Source organism: Streptomyces sp. NPDC048288 (assembly GCF_043201555.1).
Lineage (GTDB): Bacteria > Actinomycetota > Actinomycetes > Streptomycetales > Streptomycetaceae > Streptomyces.
This window is the reverse complement of record NZ_JBICZD010000006.1, coordinates 72,485-89,945: the sequence shown is the minus strand read 5'-3', so window position 1 is coordinate 89,945 and position 17,461 is coordinate 72,485. Positions and strand designations below refer to the sequence as shown.

Sequence of the window (17,461 nt, the reverse complement as noted above, 5' to 3'; positions counted from 1 at the left end):
CCCACCGAGGAAGTCCCACCCGAGAAGTTCCATCGAAGAAGAAGGAACCCGCACTCATGAGTCGTACCAGAACAGCGGTACTCGCCGCCCTGGCGCTCGTCGCCGGGGTGTCCGGGCCCGCGGTCGCCGTGACCCCGTCCTCCGAGGCGGCGATCTCCGCGATCCCCTGCACCGTCGACTACAAGATCCAGAACGACTGGGGCTCCGGCTTCACCGCCGCCGTCACCGTCACCAACAACTCGGCGGCGAAGTCGAGTTGGGCGGTGAAGTGGTCGTACGCCGGGAACCAGCAGGTGACCAGCTACTGGAACAGCAAGATCGCGCAGAGCGGCACCGCCGTGACCGCGAGCAACGAGACCTACAACGGCACCCTGGCGACCGGCGGTTCGGTCAGCTTCGGGTTCAACGGGTCGTACACCGGGACGAACGCGATCCCGACCGCCTTCACCCTCGACGGCGTCACCTGCAACGTCGACGACGGCAGCGGCAGCGGCGGGGGCAACGGCGGCGGCTCCGGGACCCGTGTCGACAACCCGTACTCCGGCGCCAAGGTGTACGTGAACCCGGAGTGGTCGGCGAAGGCCGCCGCCGAGACGGGCGGCAGCCGGATCTCCAACCAGCCCACCGGCGTCTGGCTCGACCGGATCGCCGCGATCAACGGCACCAGCACCAGCATGGGGCTGCGCGCCCACCTCGACGCGGCGCTCGCCCAGAAGGGCAGCGGCGAGGAAGTCGTCCAGCTGGTCGTCTACGACCTTCCGGGCCGGGACTGCGCGGCCCTCGCCTCCAACGGCGAACTCGGCGCGACGGAGATCGACAAGTACAAGACGCAGTTCATCGACCCGATCGCGGCGATCCTCTCCGACAGCAAGTACGCCTCGCTGCGGATCGTCACCACCATCGAGATCGACTCGCTGCCCAACCTGGTCACCAACACCGGCAGCCGGGCCACCGCCACCGCCAACTGCGACACCATGCTCGCCAACGGCAACTACGTGAAGGGCGTCGGCTACGCGCTCGCCAAGCTCGGCGCGATCCCCAACGTCTACAACTACCTCGACGCCGGCCACCACGGCTGGCTCGGCTGGGACGACAACTTCGCCCCGGCGGCCACCCTGTTCAAGCAGGCGGCCACCAGCGAGGGCGCGACCGTCGACGACGTGGCCGGCTTCATCACCAACACGGCCAACTACAGCGCCCTGAAGGAGAACAACTTCACCATCAACGACTCGGTGAACGGCACCTCCGTCCGCCAGTCCAAGTGGGTCGACTGGAACCGCTACGTCGACGAACTCTCCTTCGCGCAGGCCTTCCGCACCCAGCTGGTCTCGGTCGGCTTCAACTCCGGCATCGGCATGCTGATCGACACCTCCCGCAACGGCTGGGGCGGCAGCGCCCGTCCGGCCGGCCCCGGCCCGACGACCAGCGTGGACGCGTACGTCGACGGCGGCCGCTACGACCGCCGGATCCACGTCGGCAACTGGTGCAACCAGGCCGGAGCCGGCCTCGGCGAGCGCCCGCAGTCCAGCCCGGCGACCGGGATCGACGCGTATGTGTGGATGAAGCCGCCGGGGGAGTCCGACGGGTCCAGCAGCGCCATCCCGAACGACGAGGGCAAGGGGTTCGACCAGATGTGCGACCCGACGTACACGGGCAACGCCCGCAACGGGAACAGCATGTCGGGTGCGCTGCCGAACGCGCCGCTGTCGGGGCACTGGTTCTCGGCGCAGTTCCAGCAGCTGATGGCGAACGCGTACCCGCCGTTGTCGTAAGCGCCGAGTGAGGTCGGATTGAGGCTGCGGGACGGTTTGTGGCTGGTCGCGCAGTTCCCCGCGCCCCTATGGGGCGCGGGATTCCGCCGGGGTCAGTCCTTCAGGCCCCGGCGGACCGCGATCTCTACCGGTGAGTGGTTGCCGTCCGGGCGGTCCAGCTCCAGTGGTGCGTTCAGGTACAGCGGGGGCTGGGCCAGGAAGCGGGGGCGGGTGCCGTGGTGCGGCTGGGCGGCGTGGACCAGGAAGGGGTGGCAGAGGTAGACGTCGCCCGGGTGTCCGGTGGCGTACGCGAGCGGGCGGTGCGCGGAGGCCGCGTCGACCTTCTGGCCGAGCTGGTGGAGGGTGGCGCCCTGCTCGCCGTACGGCTCCAGGATCCGTGGCACGTCCAGGTGCGAGCCGACCCGGATGCGGGTCGGCGCGTCCTCCTCGGTCACCTCGCTGAACAGGAACAGCATCAGCAGGGCCCGCTCACGGGACCACAGGTTGGCGTACCAGTCGCTGGCGCCCTCCGGCATGAAGCTGGTGTCGATGTGCCAGCCCGCGTCGTCCGGCTCCTCCTCGTGCGGGAACCGCAGCGGGAAGGCGCCCAGCGAATAGCGTGGATCCCAGCGGCGCTCACCGACCAGCAGGTCGAACGCGTCGTGCAGGGCCTGGGAGTTGGGGGCGGCGGCGAACGGGCCGTCCGCCTTGCCGCCCACCCAGACCACCGGATCCTTCCAGGTGCCCGGGTCCTCGGGGTCGTATCCCGTCTCCCGCCAGAGCAGCCGGGCGCACCCCTCGGCGACGCGCGCCGGGAACGCGCCCTTGATCTTCACGAAACCGTCGGTCAGGAAGCGCTCGACCAGCTCGTCGTCCATGCGGCCATCGTGGCCCCGCCGCCTTGCCGTACGCATCCGGTTTTTTGCCGCACCGGCAACAGGACTGGCCTCCGGCCGGTGCGTCGGCGCACGCTGGCGGCATCCGGACGAGAGGCTGAGCCCATGGCGCACGACCACCACCAGCACGACGAGAACCAGACCCGCAAGCACACCCACGATCACTCCCACACGGACATCGACTGGGCCGAGATGGCCGGCCACCTGGAGTCGCAGGCGGAGCTCTTCGCCCCCCTCTACGAGAACGCCCTGGGCTGGCTCGGCAAGGAGGTCACCGAGCCGGGACTGATCGTCGACCTGGGCAGCGGGCCCGGGGTGGTGTCGTGTCTGTTCGCCGAGGTCTTCCCGGGGGCGCGGGTGCTGGCCGTGGACGGCAGCGAGCCGCTCCTCGACCGGGCCAGGGCCCGTGCCGAGCGTCTGGGCGTGGCCGACCGCTTCGGTGTGCTCGCCGGTGAACTTCCGGGCGTGCTAAACGAGTTGGACTACCCGGCGGATCTGCTCTGGGCCGGGCACAGCCTGCACCACCTCGGCGACCAGCGGGCCGCGCTCACCGCCTTCGCCGAGCGGCTGGCCCCCGGCGGCACGCTGGCCATCCTGGAGGGCGGCCTGCCCAGCCGTTTCCTGCCCCGGGACATCGGCATCGGCCGGCCCGGGCTGCAGGCGCGGCTGGACGCGCTGCTGGAGGGGTGGTTCGAGCAGATGCGCACCGACCTGCCCGGCTCGGTCACCGAGGCCGAGGACTGGCCCGCGCTGCTCGGCTCCGCCGGGCTCAAGTACACCCGCAGCCGCAGCTTCCTCATTGACCTGCCCGCCCCGGCCTCCGACCGGGCCCGTGCCTACGCCACCGAGATCTTCTCCCGGCTGCGGGACACGGTCGGCGAGGACCTCGACGCCGAGGATCGCACCACCCTGGACCGGCTCCTCGACCCGTCCGACCCGGCGAGCCTGCAGCGCAGGTCGGACCTGTTCGTCCTCGGGGCCCGGACGGTGCACACGGCCGTGCGGCCCGCTTGACCGGTCGGCTGCAGGTGCCGTGGTGGCCGTCGTGCGGCTGCGGCGCCGTCGTGGCTGGTCGCGCCCACGCGGCGGTAGCCGCACAGGCAATACAGCACCGCTCCCCTTTGGGGTGCTCCTAAGCAGCGGCGTGCGTACACGCTCACCCGTCCCCCGTGCACCGAACGCGTCCCGCACTCCTCGAAGTGTTCGGCGAGGGACCGTACCCGGCGGCGCACCCGGGAATCGCCACCGCGACGAAGCCCGCCGATCCACGCCACCTGCGCCGACTGCCGCATGCCTGCCCTCCGTGCCGTACCGCGACGCCTGCGGTGCTTGACATCGAGAGCGCTCGAAGTGATGGACTCCGTCGATCACCGAGCAACAGGGGGACCTCATGACCGACTCTCCGGTCGCACTCATCACCGGCGGCGGCAGCGGTATCGGCGCCGCCGTCGCCCGCCAACTGCTCGACGCCGGGCACCGGGTGGCGGTGACCGGCCGGGGCGAGCGGCGGTTGCGCGCCTTCGCCGAAGAACTCGGCTCCCCGGAAGGGTTTTTGACGATCGTCGGCAACGCCGCCGAGTACGCCGACGTCGAGGCGGCCGTCGACGGCACGCTCAAGGCGTTCGGCCGGCTGGACACCGTGGTGGCCAACGCCGGTTTCGCCACCCATGACACCGTCGCCGAGGGCGACCCGGCGGGCTGGGCCGAGATGGTCCTCACCAACGTCCTCGGGCCCGCCCTGCTGATCCGTGCCTCGGTCGACCCACTGAAGGAGACCCGGGGCCGGATCGTCCTGGTGGGCAGCGTCGCCGGGTTCGTGAACACGCCCGGCAACCTGTACGGCGCCACCAAGTGGGCGGTCACCGGGCTGGCGGAGAACACCCGCCGTCAGGTCACCGACTTCGGCATCGGCGTCACCCTGGTCGCGCCGGGCCGGGTGGAGACCCCGTTCTGGGACGGCAACGGCCTGCCGCCCGGTCACCTGCTGACCGCCGACCAGATCGCCGACTCGGTGGTGTGGGCGATCCGGCAGCCCGCCGGCGTGGATGTCAACACCATCGTCGTACGACCGCTGGGACAGCCCAACTGACCTGCCCCGACGGCCCGGTACCGTGCGGTACCGGGCCGCCCGCCCTCCCCGGGCCGGTGGGCGGCGGGGGAACCGCCGCGGTCAGTTGTTGGCGAGGAACTGCTTCGCCAGCGAGTCACCGAGGGACACCGCCGCGCTGTGGCTCTCGATGGGGGAGACCTTGGAGTTCTTGAAGAGGATGTAGGTGACGCCGGAGTCGGCGCCGCCGGTCGCCGGGTCGGGGTCGATGCCGAGCGCCTTGGCGGTGGCGTACGAGGCCTCGCCGATGATCTTCGTGGGGCCGGTGTCGCCGACCACCGCGTACTCGACCTTGTTGTTGTAGATGACGGCCACCACGCCGCCGCCCTTGATGCCGGCGCCGGAGTAGTTCCAGATGCTGCTGGAGCTGGGGACCACGACATACGGCAGCGACTCGGCCTTGAGCGCCTTGCCGTCGGACTGGTGGAACGCGGTGTCGTCCTGGTACCAGGGGTCGCGGTCCTCGTTGCAGTTGGTGGTGCGCTGGCCGTCGCAGTCGATGTCCATGTCGGCCTTCCAGAAGACCGCGCCGTTCTTGCCGCAGACCGGGACCGTGGCCGAGGTCTCGTCGTCGGTCTTGTACTTGCCGTTCGATATCTGGGAGCAGGACGTCACCTTGGCGAGCAGGTCCGCCGCGCTGACCGAGCCCTCCTGGGCGGACTTGGGGGTGGCGCCGGACGCGCTCGCGGGGAGCACTCCGGCGGCCAGCAGTGCGGCCCCGGAGGCCGCGGCAAGGGTCAGTGTTCGGATGCGCACTGTGGGGGGTCCCCTTCTGTTAGGAAAGTTTCCTGACCGGGTGCCGTACAAGGTGGACCCGGCTGCATGTCCGCGTCAACCCCTGGGCTGTGAACTCGGGTTTTTGTCGTGCATTGCGACGGTATGGCGCCAGGGCAACACTGGTGGGGCAGGACATTCCGAACATTTACACAGGAGCTGTGTGGGTGTGGGGAAGTGGCTCCGGTGGCTCCTGGGAGGCGAGGGGTCATGTTCGTACGGACGGTGTACGTCACCGGCGATCCGGCGCGGGTCGAAGCCGCCGTCAGGGCGCTGAACAGCGAAGGGCGCAGTCTGCTGGAGGAACGTCCCGAGTACCGGGGCGCGGGCGTCTTCGTCGACCGCGACCTGGGCAAACTGCTCGCGGTGAGCTGGTGGGGTTCCGAGGAGGCCCGGCGCAACAGCGACCAGGTGATGAGCGAGCGGCGCGGGCCGATGCTGGAGCCGTTCGCGGGCACCGTCTCCGTGGAGAACTACGAGGTGGCCGTCTTCCACTCGGTGCAGCCGCCGCGGGCGGGCGGCGGAATGCGGTCCACCAGGGTGGAGTTCGACCCGGCCGACGCCGATCTGTTCGCCGAGACGTTCCGCTCCTCGGCGATACCCCGGCTGGAGGCGTTGCCCGGTTTCGCGCGGTGCTCCGTCTTCCTCGACCGGCGGCGCGGCCGGGGCATGGTCGGCTCGCTCTTCGTGGACCGCGCCTCGATGGCCGCCTCGCGCGGCGGCCAGGCGGCCGCCCGGCGCGCGGACGCCGCCAAGGCGCATGTGACCGTGGTCGGCCTGGAGGAGTTCGAGGTCGTGCACGCGGACGTGCACCCCGACTGACCCGCCCCGCCCCCCCGAGCCGGGAACGCGAACGGCCGTCCCGCCGCCGACGCGGCGGGACGGCCGTTCGCCGGGCGGACTCCCGCTCAGCCGACGTCGAAGGTGGCCGGGTCCGGGCCCAGCCGCCGGTCCTCGTTGAGCGCGCTGATCGCCGCGAGGTCCTCGGTGTCCAGGCTGAAGTCGAACACCTGGATGTTCTCCTTGATCCGGGACGGCGTCACGGACTTCGGGATCACGACGTTGCCGAGCTGGATGTGCCAGCGCAGCACGACCTGGGCCGGGGTGCGGTTGTGCTTCTGCGCGATCGCGACGACCGCCGGCACCTCCAGGAGGCCCTTGCCCGAACCCAGCGGCGACCAGGCCTCGGTGGCGATGCCCTGCTCGTCGTGGAACTCCCGGGCCGCGTGCTGCTGCAGATGCGGGTGCAGCTCGATCTGGTTGACGGCCGGGATGACCGAGGTCTCCGCGAGCAGCCGCTCCAGGTGGTCCGGAAGGAAGTTGGAGACACCGATCGCCTTGACCCGGCCGTCGGCGTACAGCTTCTCGAACGCCTTGTACGAGTCGACGTACTTGCCCCGGGCCGGCAGCGGCCAGTGGATGAGGTAGAGGTCCAGGTAGTCCAGACCCAGCTTCGCCAGCGACGCGTCGAAGGCGCGCAGGGTGGCGTCGTACCCGTGGTCGGCGTTCCAGAGCTTGGTGGTGACGAAGACGTCCTCGCGCGGGACGCCGGAGGCGGCGATCGCCTTGCCGGTGCCCTCTTCGTTGCCGTAGATCGCCGCTGTGTCGATGCTGCGGTACCCGGCCTCCAGCGCCGTGGCGACAGCCCGCTCGGCCTCGTCGTCCGGCACCTGCCACACGCCGAAGCCCAGCTGGGGCATCTCGACGCCGTTGTTGAGGATTTTCGGGGGGACCTTGCTGCTCACGAGCTCTCGATCCTTAGGTTGTCGACAGGTGGTACTCCCATCGTCAACGATCACCGGGCAGGATGCATTCCTGACCGTGGAATCCGCCGGAACTGACCGATGGGTCAGTGCCTGTCGGCGGAGATTGGCCGGAAATGCATCCGACCTTATCGGTCCGGACCATTGACCGCGGCCCGTTCCTGCCGGGACTCTGGTTCGCACCGTCGGACGTATCGCTGAACCCGGTACAGAGATGTGAACCGCTCTCTGGGTTTTCCAGCAGATCCCTGTGAACGCGGCCCCCTGTCTGCGCTCTGAGACCCCCCAACCTCAGGAAAGCAGGTACGCACACCATGAACGAGACGACCTCCGAGGACCGTCAGCCGGAACCCACCGTTCTACAGACATCGGATGAAAAGGTCTGGCGAAGCCCTGGTTACCAGGTGGTGGAGACCGCCCTGGAAGTGACCGGCTACGCCCTCGGCGACCGCTGATCCGCACCATGACCGTCACCACCGTCCATGCCGGGACGGCCGCCGACCCCTGGCCGGTCCCCGAGTTCACCGAACGACTGCGCGCCGTCACCGCCGACCGCTACCACGACCGGCACCCCTTCAACCTGCGCATGCACCGGGGCGAACTGACCCCGGCGGAGCTGCGCCGCTGGATCACCAACCGCTTCCACTACCAGCGGCACATCCCCGTCAAGGACGCCCTGATCCTCGCCAAGTTCGACCGGCCCGAACCGCGCCGCGCCTGGCTGCGGCGCATCCGCGACCACGACGGCACCGCCGACGGCGAGGGCGGCATCGAGCGCTGGCTGCGCCTCGGCGAGGCGGCCGGCCTCGGCCGCGACCAACTCTGGGACAGCTCCCGGGTGCTGCCCGGGGTGCGCTTCGCGGTCGAGGGGTACGTCACCTTCTGCCGGCTGCGCCCCGCGCTGGACGCGGTCGCCGCCTCCCTCACGGAGCTGTCCGCGCCCGGCCTGATGCGCACCCGCGTCGCCGCCTTCGAACACCACTACCCGTGGATCGACCCGGCCGGCCTCGCCTACTTCCGCACCCGCGTCGACCAGGGCGCCCGGGACGGCGAGGAGGCCCTCGCCCTGGTCCTGGAGTGGGCCCGCACCCGCGCGGAACAGCAGCGCGCGCTCGCCGCGCTCGCCTACAAGTGCGAGGTGCTCTGGGCCCTCCTGGACGCCGTGGACCGGGGGGACACCCGGGGCTGGAGCGACACCCCGGACGGAGGCGGGCCATGACCTGGCGGCCCGTCCTCGCCCGCACGGCCGTCCTGCGCCACGACCGGGTGCGCGGCACCGACCTGTTGCTGCTGCCCGAGCGTGTGGTCGTACTGCACGGCCGGGCGGGCGGGGTGCTCCGGCTCTGCGACGGCAGCCGGGCGGTGCCGGACATCGTCGCCGAACTGGCCACGGCGTTCCCGGGCGCCCCGGTCGCCACCGAAGTCCCCGAGTTCCTCTCGGCGTTGAGGAGGGAGGGCTGGCTGCGATGACAGCCGCCGCGGAACCGCCTGAACCACGCGAACCCCCCGCCCTGCCGGCGGGGCGCGAACCACCGGAGCCGCCGGCGGCGCGCAAACCATCGGAGCCGTCGGCGGGGCGTGAACGACCGGAGCCGCCCGGACTGTCTGCGCCTCCCGGACTGTCTGCGCCCCCCGAGCCGCCCTGGGCGTTGCTCGCCGAGCTCACCCATGCCTGTCCGCTGCGCTGCGGCTATTGTTCGAACCCCGTCCGACTGATCAGTCGGTCAGCCGAGCTGACGTCCGGGGAATGGGCGGAGGTGTTCCGGAGCGCCGGTGAGCTGGGTGTCGTCCAGACCCATCTGTCCGGCGGCGAGCCGCTGCTCCGGCGCGATCTTCCGGAACTGGTGGCCGCCGCCGACAGCGCGGGCCTGCACACCCAGCTGGTCACCAGCGGGGTCGGGCTCGGCGAGCGGCGGCTGGCCGGGCTGGTCGGCGCCGGACTGCGCGGGGTGCAGCTGTCCGTGCAGCACGCGGAGCCGACGGCCGCCGAACGCATCGCGGGCGCCCGCTCGTTCGCGGCCAAGGAGCGTGCCGCCCGGCTGATCCGGGCGACGGGACTGCCGTTCGGGCTGAACGTCGTCCTGCACCGGGGCAACCTCGACGCCGTCGACGACCTGATCGCGCTCGGGGTGTCCTGGGGCGCGGACCGGATCGAGCTGGCCAACACCCAGTACCACGGCTGGGCCGCCCGCAACCGGGCCGCCCTGCTGCCGCTGCCCGGCCAGGTGGAGCGGGCCAGGGCGACGGTCCTGCGCTGGCGCGAACGGCTCGACGAACCTGAGCTGATCTGGGTCGCCCCCGATCTCCTCACCGGCACCGCGAAGCCCTGCATGGGCGGCTGGGGCCGGATCTCGCTCACCGTGACCCCCGACGGCACGGTCCTGCCCTGCCCGGCCGCGGCCACCCTGCCCGGCCTCGACCCACCGAACGTACGGGAGCGTGAACTCGCCTGGATCTGGCGGGAGTCGAAGGCCTTCAACGCCTACCGGGGCGAGTCCTGGATGCGCGAGCCCTGCCGGGGCTGCGCCCTGCGCACCACCGACTTCGGCGGCTGCCGCTGCCAGGCGTACGCGCTCACCGGCGACGCCCGCAACACCGACCCGGCCTGCCGGCACGCCCCCGCCCACCACCTCGTACCCCTGCGGCGGACCTCCGCTGCCGCCGCCCACCGAGAAGGAGGACCATGAAACGCCTGCGAGCCGCCGCGCTCACGGCCGTCGCACTCACCACCGCCACCCTGGCCGTGCTCCCCGCGGCCGTACCCACGCCCGCCGTCGCCGCACCCGCCGTCTCCGCCGCGCCCCGACCGGCCGCCGCCCCCGACTGGTCCACCGCGGTCGTCGACTCCACCATGGCCCGCTACACCCCGGCCACCATCGGCGGCTGGTCCTACCCCGTCGGCCTCTACCTCTACGGCCAGTACCTCACCTACAAGCGCACCCACGACCCCCGCTACCTCACCTACATCAAGAGCTACGTCGACCGGTTCGTGAAGAGCGACGGCTCGATCGACCAGTCCTTCAACAGCCTGGACAGCATGCAGGCCGGCCGCCTCCTGGTGATCCTGCACCACGAGACCGGCCAGGACCGCTACCGCAAGGCGGCGAAGAAGATCCGCGACCGCCTGGACACCTACCCGCGCACCGCCGACGGCGGCTTCTGGCACGCGGACAACTCCAGCCGCGCGCACCAACTCTGGGCGGACGGCGTCTACATGGTGAACCCGTTCCTCGTCGAGTACGGCAAGGAGTTCGGGGACGGCGCGTACACCGACGACGAGGCGGCCAAGCAGCTCGCCGTCTACGGCGGCCACCTCCAGGTCGCGAACGGCCTGCTCAAGCACGCCTACGACGAGTCGAGGACGGCGAGCTGGGCGGATCCGGCGACCGGGCTCGCGCCCGAGCACTGGTGCCGTGCCGTCGGCTGGTACGCGATGGCGATCGTGAACGTGCTGGACGCGGTCCCGGCGAACCAGCCCCGGCGTCCCCAACTCCTCTCGATCTTCCGCAAGTTGGCGGCGGGCCTGGAGAAGTACCAGGACCCGGCGACCGGCCGCTGGTTCCAGGTGATCGACAAGGGCGGCCGGAGCGACAACTGGACCGAGACCTCCTGCTCCAGCATGTTCACCTACGCCCTCTCGCGCGGCGCCCAGCAGCACTACCTCGATGCGCACTACGCGGACGTGGCCCGCCGGGGCTACCAGGGCGTGCTCGCGAAGCTGTCGGTCGGCGCGGACGGCCGCACCGAGCTGGCCGACATCTCCGTCGGCACCAATGTCGGCGACTACGCGTACTACGTCGCCCGCACCCGGGCCACCAACGACTTCCACGGCCTCGGGGCCTTCCTGATCATGAACGAGCAACTGCGAGGAGATGTAGTGTCATGAGCACAACATCCAGAAGGGCGGTGCTCGGGGCCGCGCTCGCCGGTGCCGCGGGAGCGGCCGTCGGGCTGCCCGCGACCACCGCACACGCCGCGTCCTGGCAGCTCAAGTGGCAGCCGTCGGCGAGCGGTGACGGACTCGGCGCCTTCGAGACCGTCGAGGACGACCGCGCCGACTCCCACCCCGCCGGACACCCGCACATCTTCGCCACGGGCAACAACTGGCGCTTCAACATGCACACGGTCGACCGCGACACCTCGACCGACCGCCAGCGCCAGGAGGTCACCGGTCTGCGCACGAGTTCCAGCGGCTATCTCAAGTGGAACGAGGGCCAGACCTGGCGGGTCACCTACTCGATGTACATCCCGAGCTCGCTGAAGGCGACCACCACCTTCACGCACATCATGCAGATGAAGCAGCCCGGCAGCGGCACCTCGCCGATCGTCGTGCAGTCCCTGCGGCGGGTGAACGGCAAGCAGACCATCGAGCTGAAACTCGCCATCGACGACATCCTGGTCGGCCGCACCGACCTGGACCCGCTGCACGACAGCTGGACCGACGTCGACTTCCAGATCAAGGTCGGCAACGGCTCGGCGGGTTCGGTCCGCTGGATCCTCAAGTCCGGCGGCTCGACCGTGATCGACGCCTCCAAGACCGGCGTCGACACCTTCCTGGCCGACCGGGTCCGCCCGAAGTGGGGCATCTACCGCTCCCTCGGCGACACCTCCGGCTCCCTGCAGGACACCTACCTCCTGCTCACCAACCTCCGCGGCTACCAACTGGTGTGAGGCACCGTCATATGAAACCCCCCACCGCTCCACGGCACCGCGCTGCCGCGATCGTCCTCTTCGTCCTCGCCGCCGTGCTGGGACTCTCCCACCCGGCGGCCCTCGCCGCCCCGCCCACCGCCCCGCACCCCGCCGCCGTCTTCGACGTGCGGGACTACGGCGCCAAGGGCGACGGCTCCGCCAACGACTCCCCGGCCATCGACAAGGCCGTCACGGCGGCGAACGCGGCGGGCGGCGGCACGGTCCGCTTCACCGCCGGCACCTACAAGTCGAAGAACACCGTCCACATGAAGAGCCATGTGACGCTCCAGCTGGACAAGGGCGCCACCCTCCAGGGCTCCAGCGCCGACACCTACGACAAGGCCGAGTCCAACCCGTACGACGCCTACCAGGACTACGGCCACAGCCACTTCCACGACGCGATGATCTACGGCGACAAGCTCACCGACATCGGGTTCGTCGGCCAGGGCGTCATCGACGGCGCCGGCAACCTGATCACCGGCAACCCGAAGACCGGCGAGGCCGACAAGATCATCTCGCTGACGAGGTGCGACGGCCTGCGCATCGGCGACGGTCTCACGCTCCGCCGGGGCGGTCACTTCGCGGCCCTGATCAACGGCTGCAAGAACGTGACCTCCGACCACCTGACCATCGACACCGCGAGCGACCGCGACGGCTGGAACGTCATCTCCACGACGAACGCCACGATCACCAACGCCACCATCCACGCCAACGACGACGCCCTGGTCTTCAAGAGCGACTACGCGCTCGGCGCCAAGCTCCCCAACGGGCATGTCCGGGTGAGCGATTCGACGCTGGGCGCCAAGTGCTGCAACGCCCTGATGTTCGGCTCCGAGACCTGCGGCGACTTCTCGGACTACCAGTTCGAGAACATCCGCATCGACGGCGCCGACAAGTCCGGCCTCGGCATGGTCTCGATGGACGGCGCGAAGATCTCCGACGTCCACTACCGCGACATCACGATGACCAACGTCCACTCGCCGATCATGGAGAAGATCGGCACGAGGAAACGCTGCGGGAACAGCCCGGGTGTCGGATCGATCAGTGACGTCACGTACGACGACATCACCGCCACCGGCAACAGCCCCTCCTTCAGCCCGACCCTGTGGGGCGAGAGCGGCCACCGCATCAGCGGGATCACCTTCGACCACGTCAACATCACCGTCCCCGGCGGCAACGGCACCATGTCCACCGGCGTGCCCAGCAACGACCCGAACGACTACAACCCCAAGGCCATCGGCACCCGGCCCGCCTACGGCTGGTACCTGCACAACGCCGACCACGTGCAATTCACCGACAGCGGCGTGAAGTTCGCCTCGGACGACGGCCGGCCGGCGCTCATCGCCAACGCGGCGAGCGACCTCCGCCTCACCCGGTTCACCGCGCAGAAGGGCGGCGACTCGCCGTACGACATCGGCCTCCAGGACGTCACCGGAGCCTGCCTGACGGACAGTCACAACACCTCCGGCGGCGCACTGCGCGTCTCCGGCGGCCAGGACTGCACGGCGGCCGCGACCCCGCTCGACCTGGAGAACCCCCGCCAGGACTTCCTCCGCAACTCGGCCGGCGGCCTCTTCCTGCACTGGGGCGAGCGCACCGCGCCCGCGCACACCAGCTGCACCGCCTGGGAGAACGACGTCACCAGCGGCGGCTGGACCCCGGACTACTGGGTGAACGAGGCGCAGAAGCTGCACGCCCAGTACCTGGTCCTCGCCACCTTCCACAGCCGCCTCGGCTACGCCCGCCCCTGGCCGTCCAAGATCCCCGGCTCCTGCGCCACCAAGCGGGACTTCCTCGGCGAGCTGATCACCGCCGCCAAGGCCAAGGGCCTGAAGGTCATCCTCTACATGACCAACGACCCCCAGTGGCACGACGAGGGCGGCCACGAGTGGCTCGACTCGGCCGCCTACTCCGCCTACAAGGGCAAGAACGTCGACCTGACCACCAACGACGGCTTCGGGCAGTTCAGTTACGACAACTTCTTCGAGGTCATGGACCGCTACCCCGACCTCGGCGGCTTCTGGATCGACAACGACAACGCGTACTGGGAGAGCCACGACCTCTACCAGCAGATATACCAGAAGCGCCCGAACTACACCCTCAGCAACAACAACGAAGACACGCCGATCATGGACATGATCAGCAACGAGCAGAAGACCGGCATGACCCCGGCCTACGACTACCCGCAGGCCGTCTACACCGCCCAACCCCGCCTCACCGAGGCCGACTTCAAGCTGCCCGCCACCGGCGCCTGGTGGTACGACGGCTCCAACCCGTCCGTCGACCGCGCGCTCACCCTCGGCCGGCTCATCACCAACGCGGGCTCCTCGGTGAAGGCGCTGATGGCGGAGACCGCCCAGGTCAACGGCAAGTTCCCGAGCAACCAGGCCGCCTTCAACACCTTCGCGAACAGCTACCTCGACCCCATCTGGGAGTCCCTGGGCGCCACCGAGGGCGGCGGTTACATGTACGGCGGCCTCAAGCCCGGCTTCTGGAACGACGGCGCCCACGGCGTCACGACCGTCGCCAAGGCCGATCCGAACCGCCAGTACATCCACGTCCTGACCCCGCCCAGCACCACCACCCTGCGCATCCGCGACAACGGCTACCGCATCGCCGCCGTCACCGACCTCCGCACCGGCAAGGCGGTTTCCTGGTCGCAGTCGGGTGGCGTCCTGACCCTGACCGGCCTCGGCGACTGGGACCCGTACGACACCGTCTTCAAGGTCATCACCGCGGGCCGCCAGGGCATCCTCTCGGGCGTCAAGGTGACCGCGAGCGCCGCCGCGAGCGGTCACGCCGGTTCGGCCGCCGGTGACGGCGACTACCTCACCTACTGGGACAACAACAAGACGCTGCCCGTGAACCTCACCTTCGACCTCGGCTCGGCCAAGAAGGCGCAGTACATCGGGCTCAACCAGCGCGAGGACTCCGTCGCCTACGCCCGCTCGGACACCGAGCAGTCGGCGCGGATCAAGGACTACAAGGTGTACGTCAGCGACGACGGCACGAACTGGGGGAGCCCGGTCAAGACCGGACAGCTGCCCAGCCGCCGCGGCATCCAGGGCATCGACCTGACCGCCGCCACCGCCCGCTACGTCCGCCTCGAAGTCGACAGCACCTGGGCCGCCGCCACCGACTCCACCCGCTACAAGCGGCTGCGGATCGACGAGGCGTGGATCGGGACGTCGTACGCCACACCCGCGAACGGGGGACAGTCATGAAACGCGTCAGATCGCTCACGGCCGCGGTGGCCGGTCTGCTCGTGGCGGCCGCCGTGCCGCTCCTGAGCACCGCAGCCCAGCCGGCCGCCGCCTCCGACAACGGCCAGGCGGCGCGCCCCGCCATGGGCTGGAGCAGCTGGAGCTTCGTGCGCCGCCAGCCCACCGAGGCGAAGATCGAGGCCCAGGCCGACGCGCTGGCGTCCAGCGGCCTGAAGGACCACGGCTTCGTGTACGTCAACCTCGACGACTTCTGGCAGAAGTGCGACAGCAACGGTTTCGCCGTCGACTCCTACGGCCGCTGGACCGCCGACACCGCCAAGTTCCCGTCCGGCATCAAGGCGGTCGCCGACTACGTCCACTCCAAGGGCCTCAAGTTCGGCTTCTACGTCACGCCCGGCATCGCGAAGAACGCCGTCCTGAAGAACACGCCGATCGAGGGCACGTCGTACCACGCGAAGGACATCGCGGACACCTCGAAGACGGAGAAGAACTACAACTGCAAGAACATGTACTACATCGACTACGGGAAGCCGGGGGCCCAGGAGTTCGTCAACTCCTGGGCGAAGCAGTTCGCTTCCTGGGGCGTCGACTACCTGAAGATCGACGGTGTCGGCAGCCAGGACGTCCCCGACGTCCAGGCCTGGGACAAGGCGTTGCGGGCGAGCGGACGGCCCATCACCTTCGCCCTCTCCAACAACCTCCCCATCGCCGACGCCACCACCTGGCGCGGGCTCGCCAACAGCTGGCGCACCCAGGGTGATGTGGAGTGCTACTGCGGCCCCGGTGACAATGGCAGCGGCTACCCGCTGACCGACTGGTCCCATGTCTCCAAGCGGTTCGACTCGGCGGCCTCCTGGCAGCCGTACGCCGGACCCGGCGGCTGGAACGACCTGGACTCGCTGGAGATCGGCAACGGCGACCAGGTGGGCCTCACCGCCGACCAGCGCCGCTCCCACTTCACGCTCTGGTCGATGGCGGCGGCCCCGCTGCTGCTCGGCACCGACCTCACCCACCTCGACTCCGTCGACAAGGCCATGCTCACCAACGACCGGCTGATCGGCGTCGACCAGGACGGCGTCGCCGCGAAACGGATCGTGAGCAGCGGGGTCAAACAGGTGTGGAGCAAGAAGGAGAGCGACGGCCAGTACGTCGTCGCCCTCTTCAACACCGGGACCTCCGGCAACTCCACGGTCTCGGTGGACTGGTCCCAGGTGGGCTTCACCGGCTCCGGTGATGTCACCGACCTGTGGTCAGGCTCCCACAAGGGCGTGATCGCGAACTCCTACAGCGCCACCCTGCGCCCGGGCGAGACCCGCCTGATCCGCGTCAAGCCCGTCAACTCCGCGAAGTCCGCCGCCGCTTCACCGGGCTTCGCCGTCGCCCCCTACGAGTACCTCGGCTGGGGCAGCCCGCAGAACCCGACCTCGGTGATGTCGGCGACCGGCGTCAAGTGGTTCACCCTCGCCTTCGTCCTCTCCGACGGCACCTGCAACCCCAAGTGGGACGGCTCGCGCCCGCTCACCGGCGGCGACGACCAGGCGAAGATCAACGCGATCCGGGCGGCCGGCGGAGACGTGGTCGTGTCGGTCGGCGGCTGGAGCGGAAACAAGCTGGGGGAGAAGTGCTCCAGCGCCGCCGCGCTCGCCGGCGCGTACCAGAAGGTGATCAACGCCTACGGGCTGAAGGCCCTCGACATCGACATCGAGAACACCGAGTGGTCCAACGCGACCGTACGGCAGCGGGTCGTCGACGCGCTCAAGACGGTCAAGGCGAACAACCCGGGCCTGAAGACGGTCATCACCTTCGGCACGACGACCAGCGGCCCCGACTCCACCGGCGCCGACATGATCAAGCGAGCCGCCAACTCCGGTCTGGCGAACGACGTCTGGTGCATCATGCCGTTCGACTTCGGTGGCGGGTCCACGAACATGGGCACGCTCACCACCCAGGCCATGGAAGGCCTCAAGGCCAAGGTCAAGTCGGCCTACGGCTACAGCGACGCCAGCGCCTACGCCCACATCGGCCTGTCCTCGATGAACGGCAGGACGGACGACTCCGGTGAACGGGTCCGCGTCGCCGACTTCACGACCATGCTCGGCTACGCCCAGCAGCACCACATCGGCCGCCTCACCTACTGGTCCGTCAACCGCGACCGGGCCTGCGGCTCGGGCACCGACGGCGACGCCTGCAGCGGTGTGTCGCAGCAGCCGTACGACTACCTCAAGGTCTTCGCCCAGTACACGGGCTGACAGGG

General features: G+C 70.0%; 15 protein-coding genes. 12 read left to right on the top strand and 3 right to left on the bottom strand.

The window, feature by feature from the left end:
* The first annotated feature begins 56 nt into the window (after positions 1-56).
* Complete coding sequence (locus tag ACGFZS_RS22375; protein ID WP_393796629.1) at positions 57-1,772, top strand: glycoside hydrolase family 6 protein; 1,716 nt, start codon at positions 57-59, stop codon at positions 1,770-1,772.
* Between the two features lie 92 nt (positions 1,773-1,864).
* Here ACGFZS_RS22375 and ACGFZS_RS22370 read toward each other — a convergent pair whose 3' ends face one another.
* Positions 1,865-2,629 carry a phytanoyl-CoA dioxygenase family protein gene (locus ACGFZS_RS22370; protein ID WP_393796628.1) on the bottom strand — a complete coding sequence of 255 codons (765 nt, stop codon included), beginning with the start codon at positions 2,627-2,629 and terminating at the stop codon, positions 1,865-1,867.
* Positions 2,630-2,752: 123 nt separating this feature from the next.
* Here ACGFZS_RS22370 and ACGFZS_RS22365 point away from each other — a divergent pair, with 123 nt between their 5' ends.
* Complete coding sequence (locus ACGFZS_RS22365) at positions 2,753-3,661, top strand: class I SAM-dependent methyltransferase (RefSeq protein ID WP_393796627.1); 909 nt, start codon at positions 2,753-2,755, stop codon at positions 3,659-3,661.
* Between the two features lie 376 nt (positions 3,662-4,037).
* Positions 4,038-4,736: an SDR family oxidoreductase gene (locus tag ACGFZS_RS22360; RefSeq protein WP_393796626.1), complete on the top strand. Its 699-nt coding sequence runs from the start codon at positions 4,038-4,040 to the stop codon at positions 4,734-4,736.
* Between the two features lie 81 nt (positions 4,737-4,817).
* Here ACGFZS_RS22360 and ACGFZS_RS22355 read toward each other — a convergent pair whose 3' ends face one another.
* Complete coding sequence (locus ACGFZS_RS22355; RefSeq protein ID WP_359214861.1) at positions 4,818-5,510, bottom strand: glycoside hydrolase family 75 protein; 693 nt, start codon at positions 5,508-5,510, stop codon at positions 4,818-4,820.
* 228 nt (positions 5,511-5,738) lie between these two features.
* On the opposite strand from ACGFZS_RS22355, the gene ACGFZS_RS22350 reads away from it, so the two are divergent.
* Positions 5,739-6,350, top strand: a complete 612-nt coding sequence (locus ACGFZS_RS22350) for a hypothetical protein (protein WP_393653522.1) — start codon at positions 5,739-5,741, stop codon at positions 6,348-6,350.
* 86 nt (positions 6,351-6,436) lie between these two features.
* On the opposite strand, the gene ACGFZS_RS22345 is transcribed toward ACGFZS_RS22350, so the two are convergent.
* Positions 6,437-7,273, bottom strand: coding sequence for an aldo/keto reductase (locus tag ACGFZS_RS22345; protein WP_393796625.1), 837 nt, complete (start codon positions 7,271-7,273; stop codon positions 6,437-6,439).
* 332 nt (positions 7,274-7,605) lie between these two features.
* Between ACGFZS_RS22345 and ACGFZS_RS22340 the strand changes: the two genes are divergently transcribed.
* The 8 genes from ACGFZS_RS22340 (at position 7,606) to ACGFZS_RS22305 (ending at position 17,456) form a co-directional block, all read left to right on the top strand.
* Positions 7,606-7,746, top strand: a complete 141-nt coding sequence (locus tag ACGFZS_RS22340) for a pyrroloquinoline quinone precursor peptide PqqA (RefSeq protein WP_355717636.1) — start codon at positions 7,606-7,608, stop codon at positions 7,744-7,746.
* Between the two features lie 8 nt (positions 7,747-7,754).
* Positions 7,755-8,510 carry a pyrroloquinoline-quinone synthase PqqC gene (gene pqqC / locus ACGFZS_RS22335; RefSeq protein WP_393796624.1) on the top strand — a complete coding sequence of 252 codons (756 nt, stop codon included), beginning with the start codon at positions 7,755-7,757 and terminating at the stop codon, positions 8,508-8,510.
* Entirely contained in the window at positions 8,507-8,761 is a 255-nt protein-coding gene (pqqD, locus tag ACGFZS_RS22330; protein ID WP_393653514.1) for a pyrroloquinoline quinone biosynthesis peptide chaperone PqqD, read from the top strand. Before pqqC ends, pqqD begins: the two co-directional genes overlap by 4 nt.
* 149 nt (positions 8,762-8,910) lie before the next feature.
* Positions 8,911-9,978 (top strand): pyrroloquinoline quinone biosynthesis protein PqqE, encoded by a 1,068-nt coding sequence (gene pqqE, locus ACGFZS_RS22325; protein ID WP_393797002.1) that lies wholly within the window; start codon positions 8,911-8,913, stop codon positions 9,976-9,978.
* The gene (locus ACGFZS_RS22320; protein WP_393796623.1) at positions 9,975-11,177 is read left to right on the top strand and encodes a glycoside hydrolase family 105 protein; all 1,203 of its coding nucleotides are present in this window, start codon (positions 9,975-9,977) and stop codon (positions 11,175-11,177) included. The genes pqqE and ACGFZS_RS22320 overlap by 4 nt, the downstream gene beginning before the upstream one ends.
* Positions 11,174-11,962, top strand: coding sequence for a heparin lyase I family protein (locus ACGFZS_RS22315; RefSeq protein ID WP_365695521.1), 789 nt, complete (start codon positions 11,174-11,176; stop codon positions 11,960-11,962). The genes ACGFZS_RS22320 and ACGFZS_RS22315 overlap by 4 nt, the downstream gene beginning before the upstream one ends.
* An 11-nt stretch (positions 11,963-11,973) precedes the next feature.
* A complete protein-coding gene (locus tag ACGFZS_RS22310; RefSeq protein ID WP_393796622.1) occupies positions 11,974-15,207 on the top strand; it encodes a glycosyl hydrolase family 28 protein in 3,234 nt (1,077 codons plus the stop codon).
* Entirely contained in the window at positions 15,204-17,456 is a 2,253-nt protein-coding gene (locus ACGFZS_RS22305; protein WP_393796621.1) for an alpha-galactosidase, read from the top strand. Before ACGFZS_RS22310 ends, ACGFZS_RS22305 begins: the two co-directional genes overlap by 4 nt.
* Positions 17,457-17,461: the final 5 nt, after the last annotated feature.

Excerpts from the sequence above, each read along its gene's own strand:
- ACGFZS_RS22375 (WP_393796629.1), top strand. The coding sequence starts at position 57 with ATGAGTCGTACCAGAACAGCGGTACTCGCCGCCCTGGCGCTCGTCGCC.
- pqqD (WP_393653514.1), top strand. The coding sequence starts at position 8,507 with ATGACCTGGCGGCCCGTCCTCGCCCGCACGGCCGTCCTGCGCCACGAC.
- ACGFZS_RS22365 (WP_393796627.1), top strand. The coding sequence starts at position 2,753 with ATGGCGCACGACCACCACCAGCACGACGAGAACCAGACCCGCAAGCAC.
- ACGFZS_RS22340 (WP_355717636.1), top strand. The coding sequence starts at position 7,606 with ATGAACGAGACGACCTCCGAGGACCGTCAGCCGGAACCCACCGTTCTA.
- ACGFZS_RS22315 (WP_365695521.1), top strand. The coding sequence starts at position 11,174 with ATGAGCACAACATCCAGAAGGGCGGTGCTCGGGGCCGCGCTCGCCGGT.
- ACGFZS_RS22305 (WP_393796621.1), top strand. The coding sequence starts at position 15,204 with ATGAAACGCGTCAGATCGCTCACGGCCGCGGTGGCCGGTCTGCTCGTG.
- ACGFZS_RS22310 (WP_393796622.1), top strand. The coding sequence starts at position 11,974 with ATGAAACCCCCCACCGCTCCACGGCACCGCGCTGCCGCGATCGTCCTC.
- ACGFZS_RS22320 (WP_393796623.1), top strand. The coding sequence starts at position 9,975 with ATGAAACGCCTGCGAGCCGCCGCGCTCACGGCCGTCGCACTCACCACC.
- ACGFZS_RS22350 (WP_393653522.1), top strand. The coding sequence starts at position 5,739 with ATGTTCGTACGGACGGTGTACGTCACCGGCGATCCGGCGCGGGTCGAA.
- ACGFZS_RS22360 (WP_393796626.1), top strand. The coding sequence starts at position 4,038 with ATGACCGACTCTCCGGTCGCACTCATCACCGGCGGCGGCAGCGGTATC.
- ACGFZS_RS22370 (WP_393796628.1), bottom strand. The coding sequence starts at position 2,629 with ATGGACGACGAGCTGGTCGAGCGCTTCCTGACCGACGGTTTCGTGAAG.
- pqqC (WP_393796624.1), top strand. The coding sequence starts at position 7,755 with ATGACCGTCACCACCGTCCATGCCGGGACGGCCGCCGACCCCTGGCCG.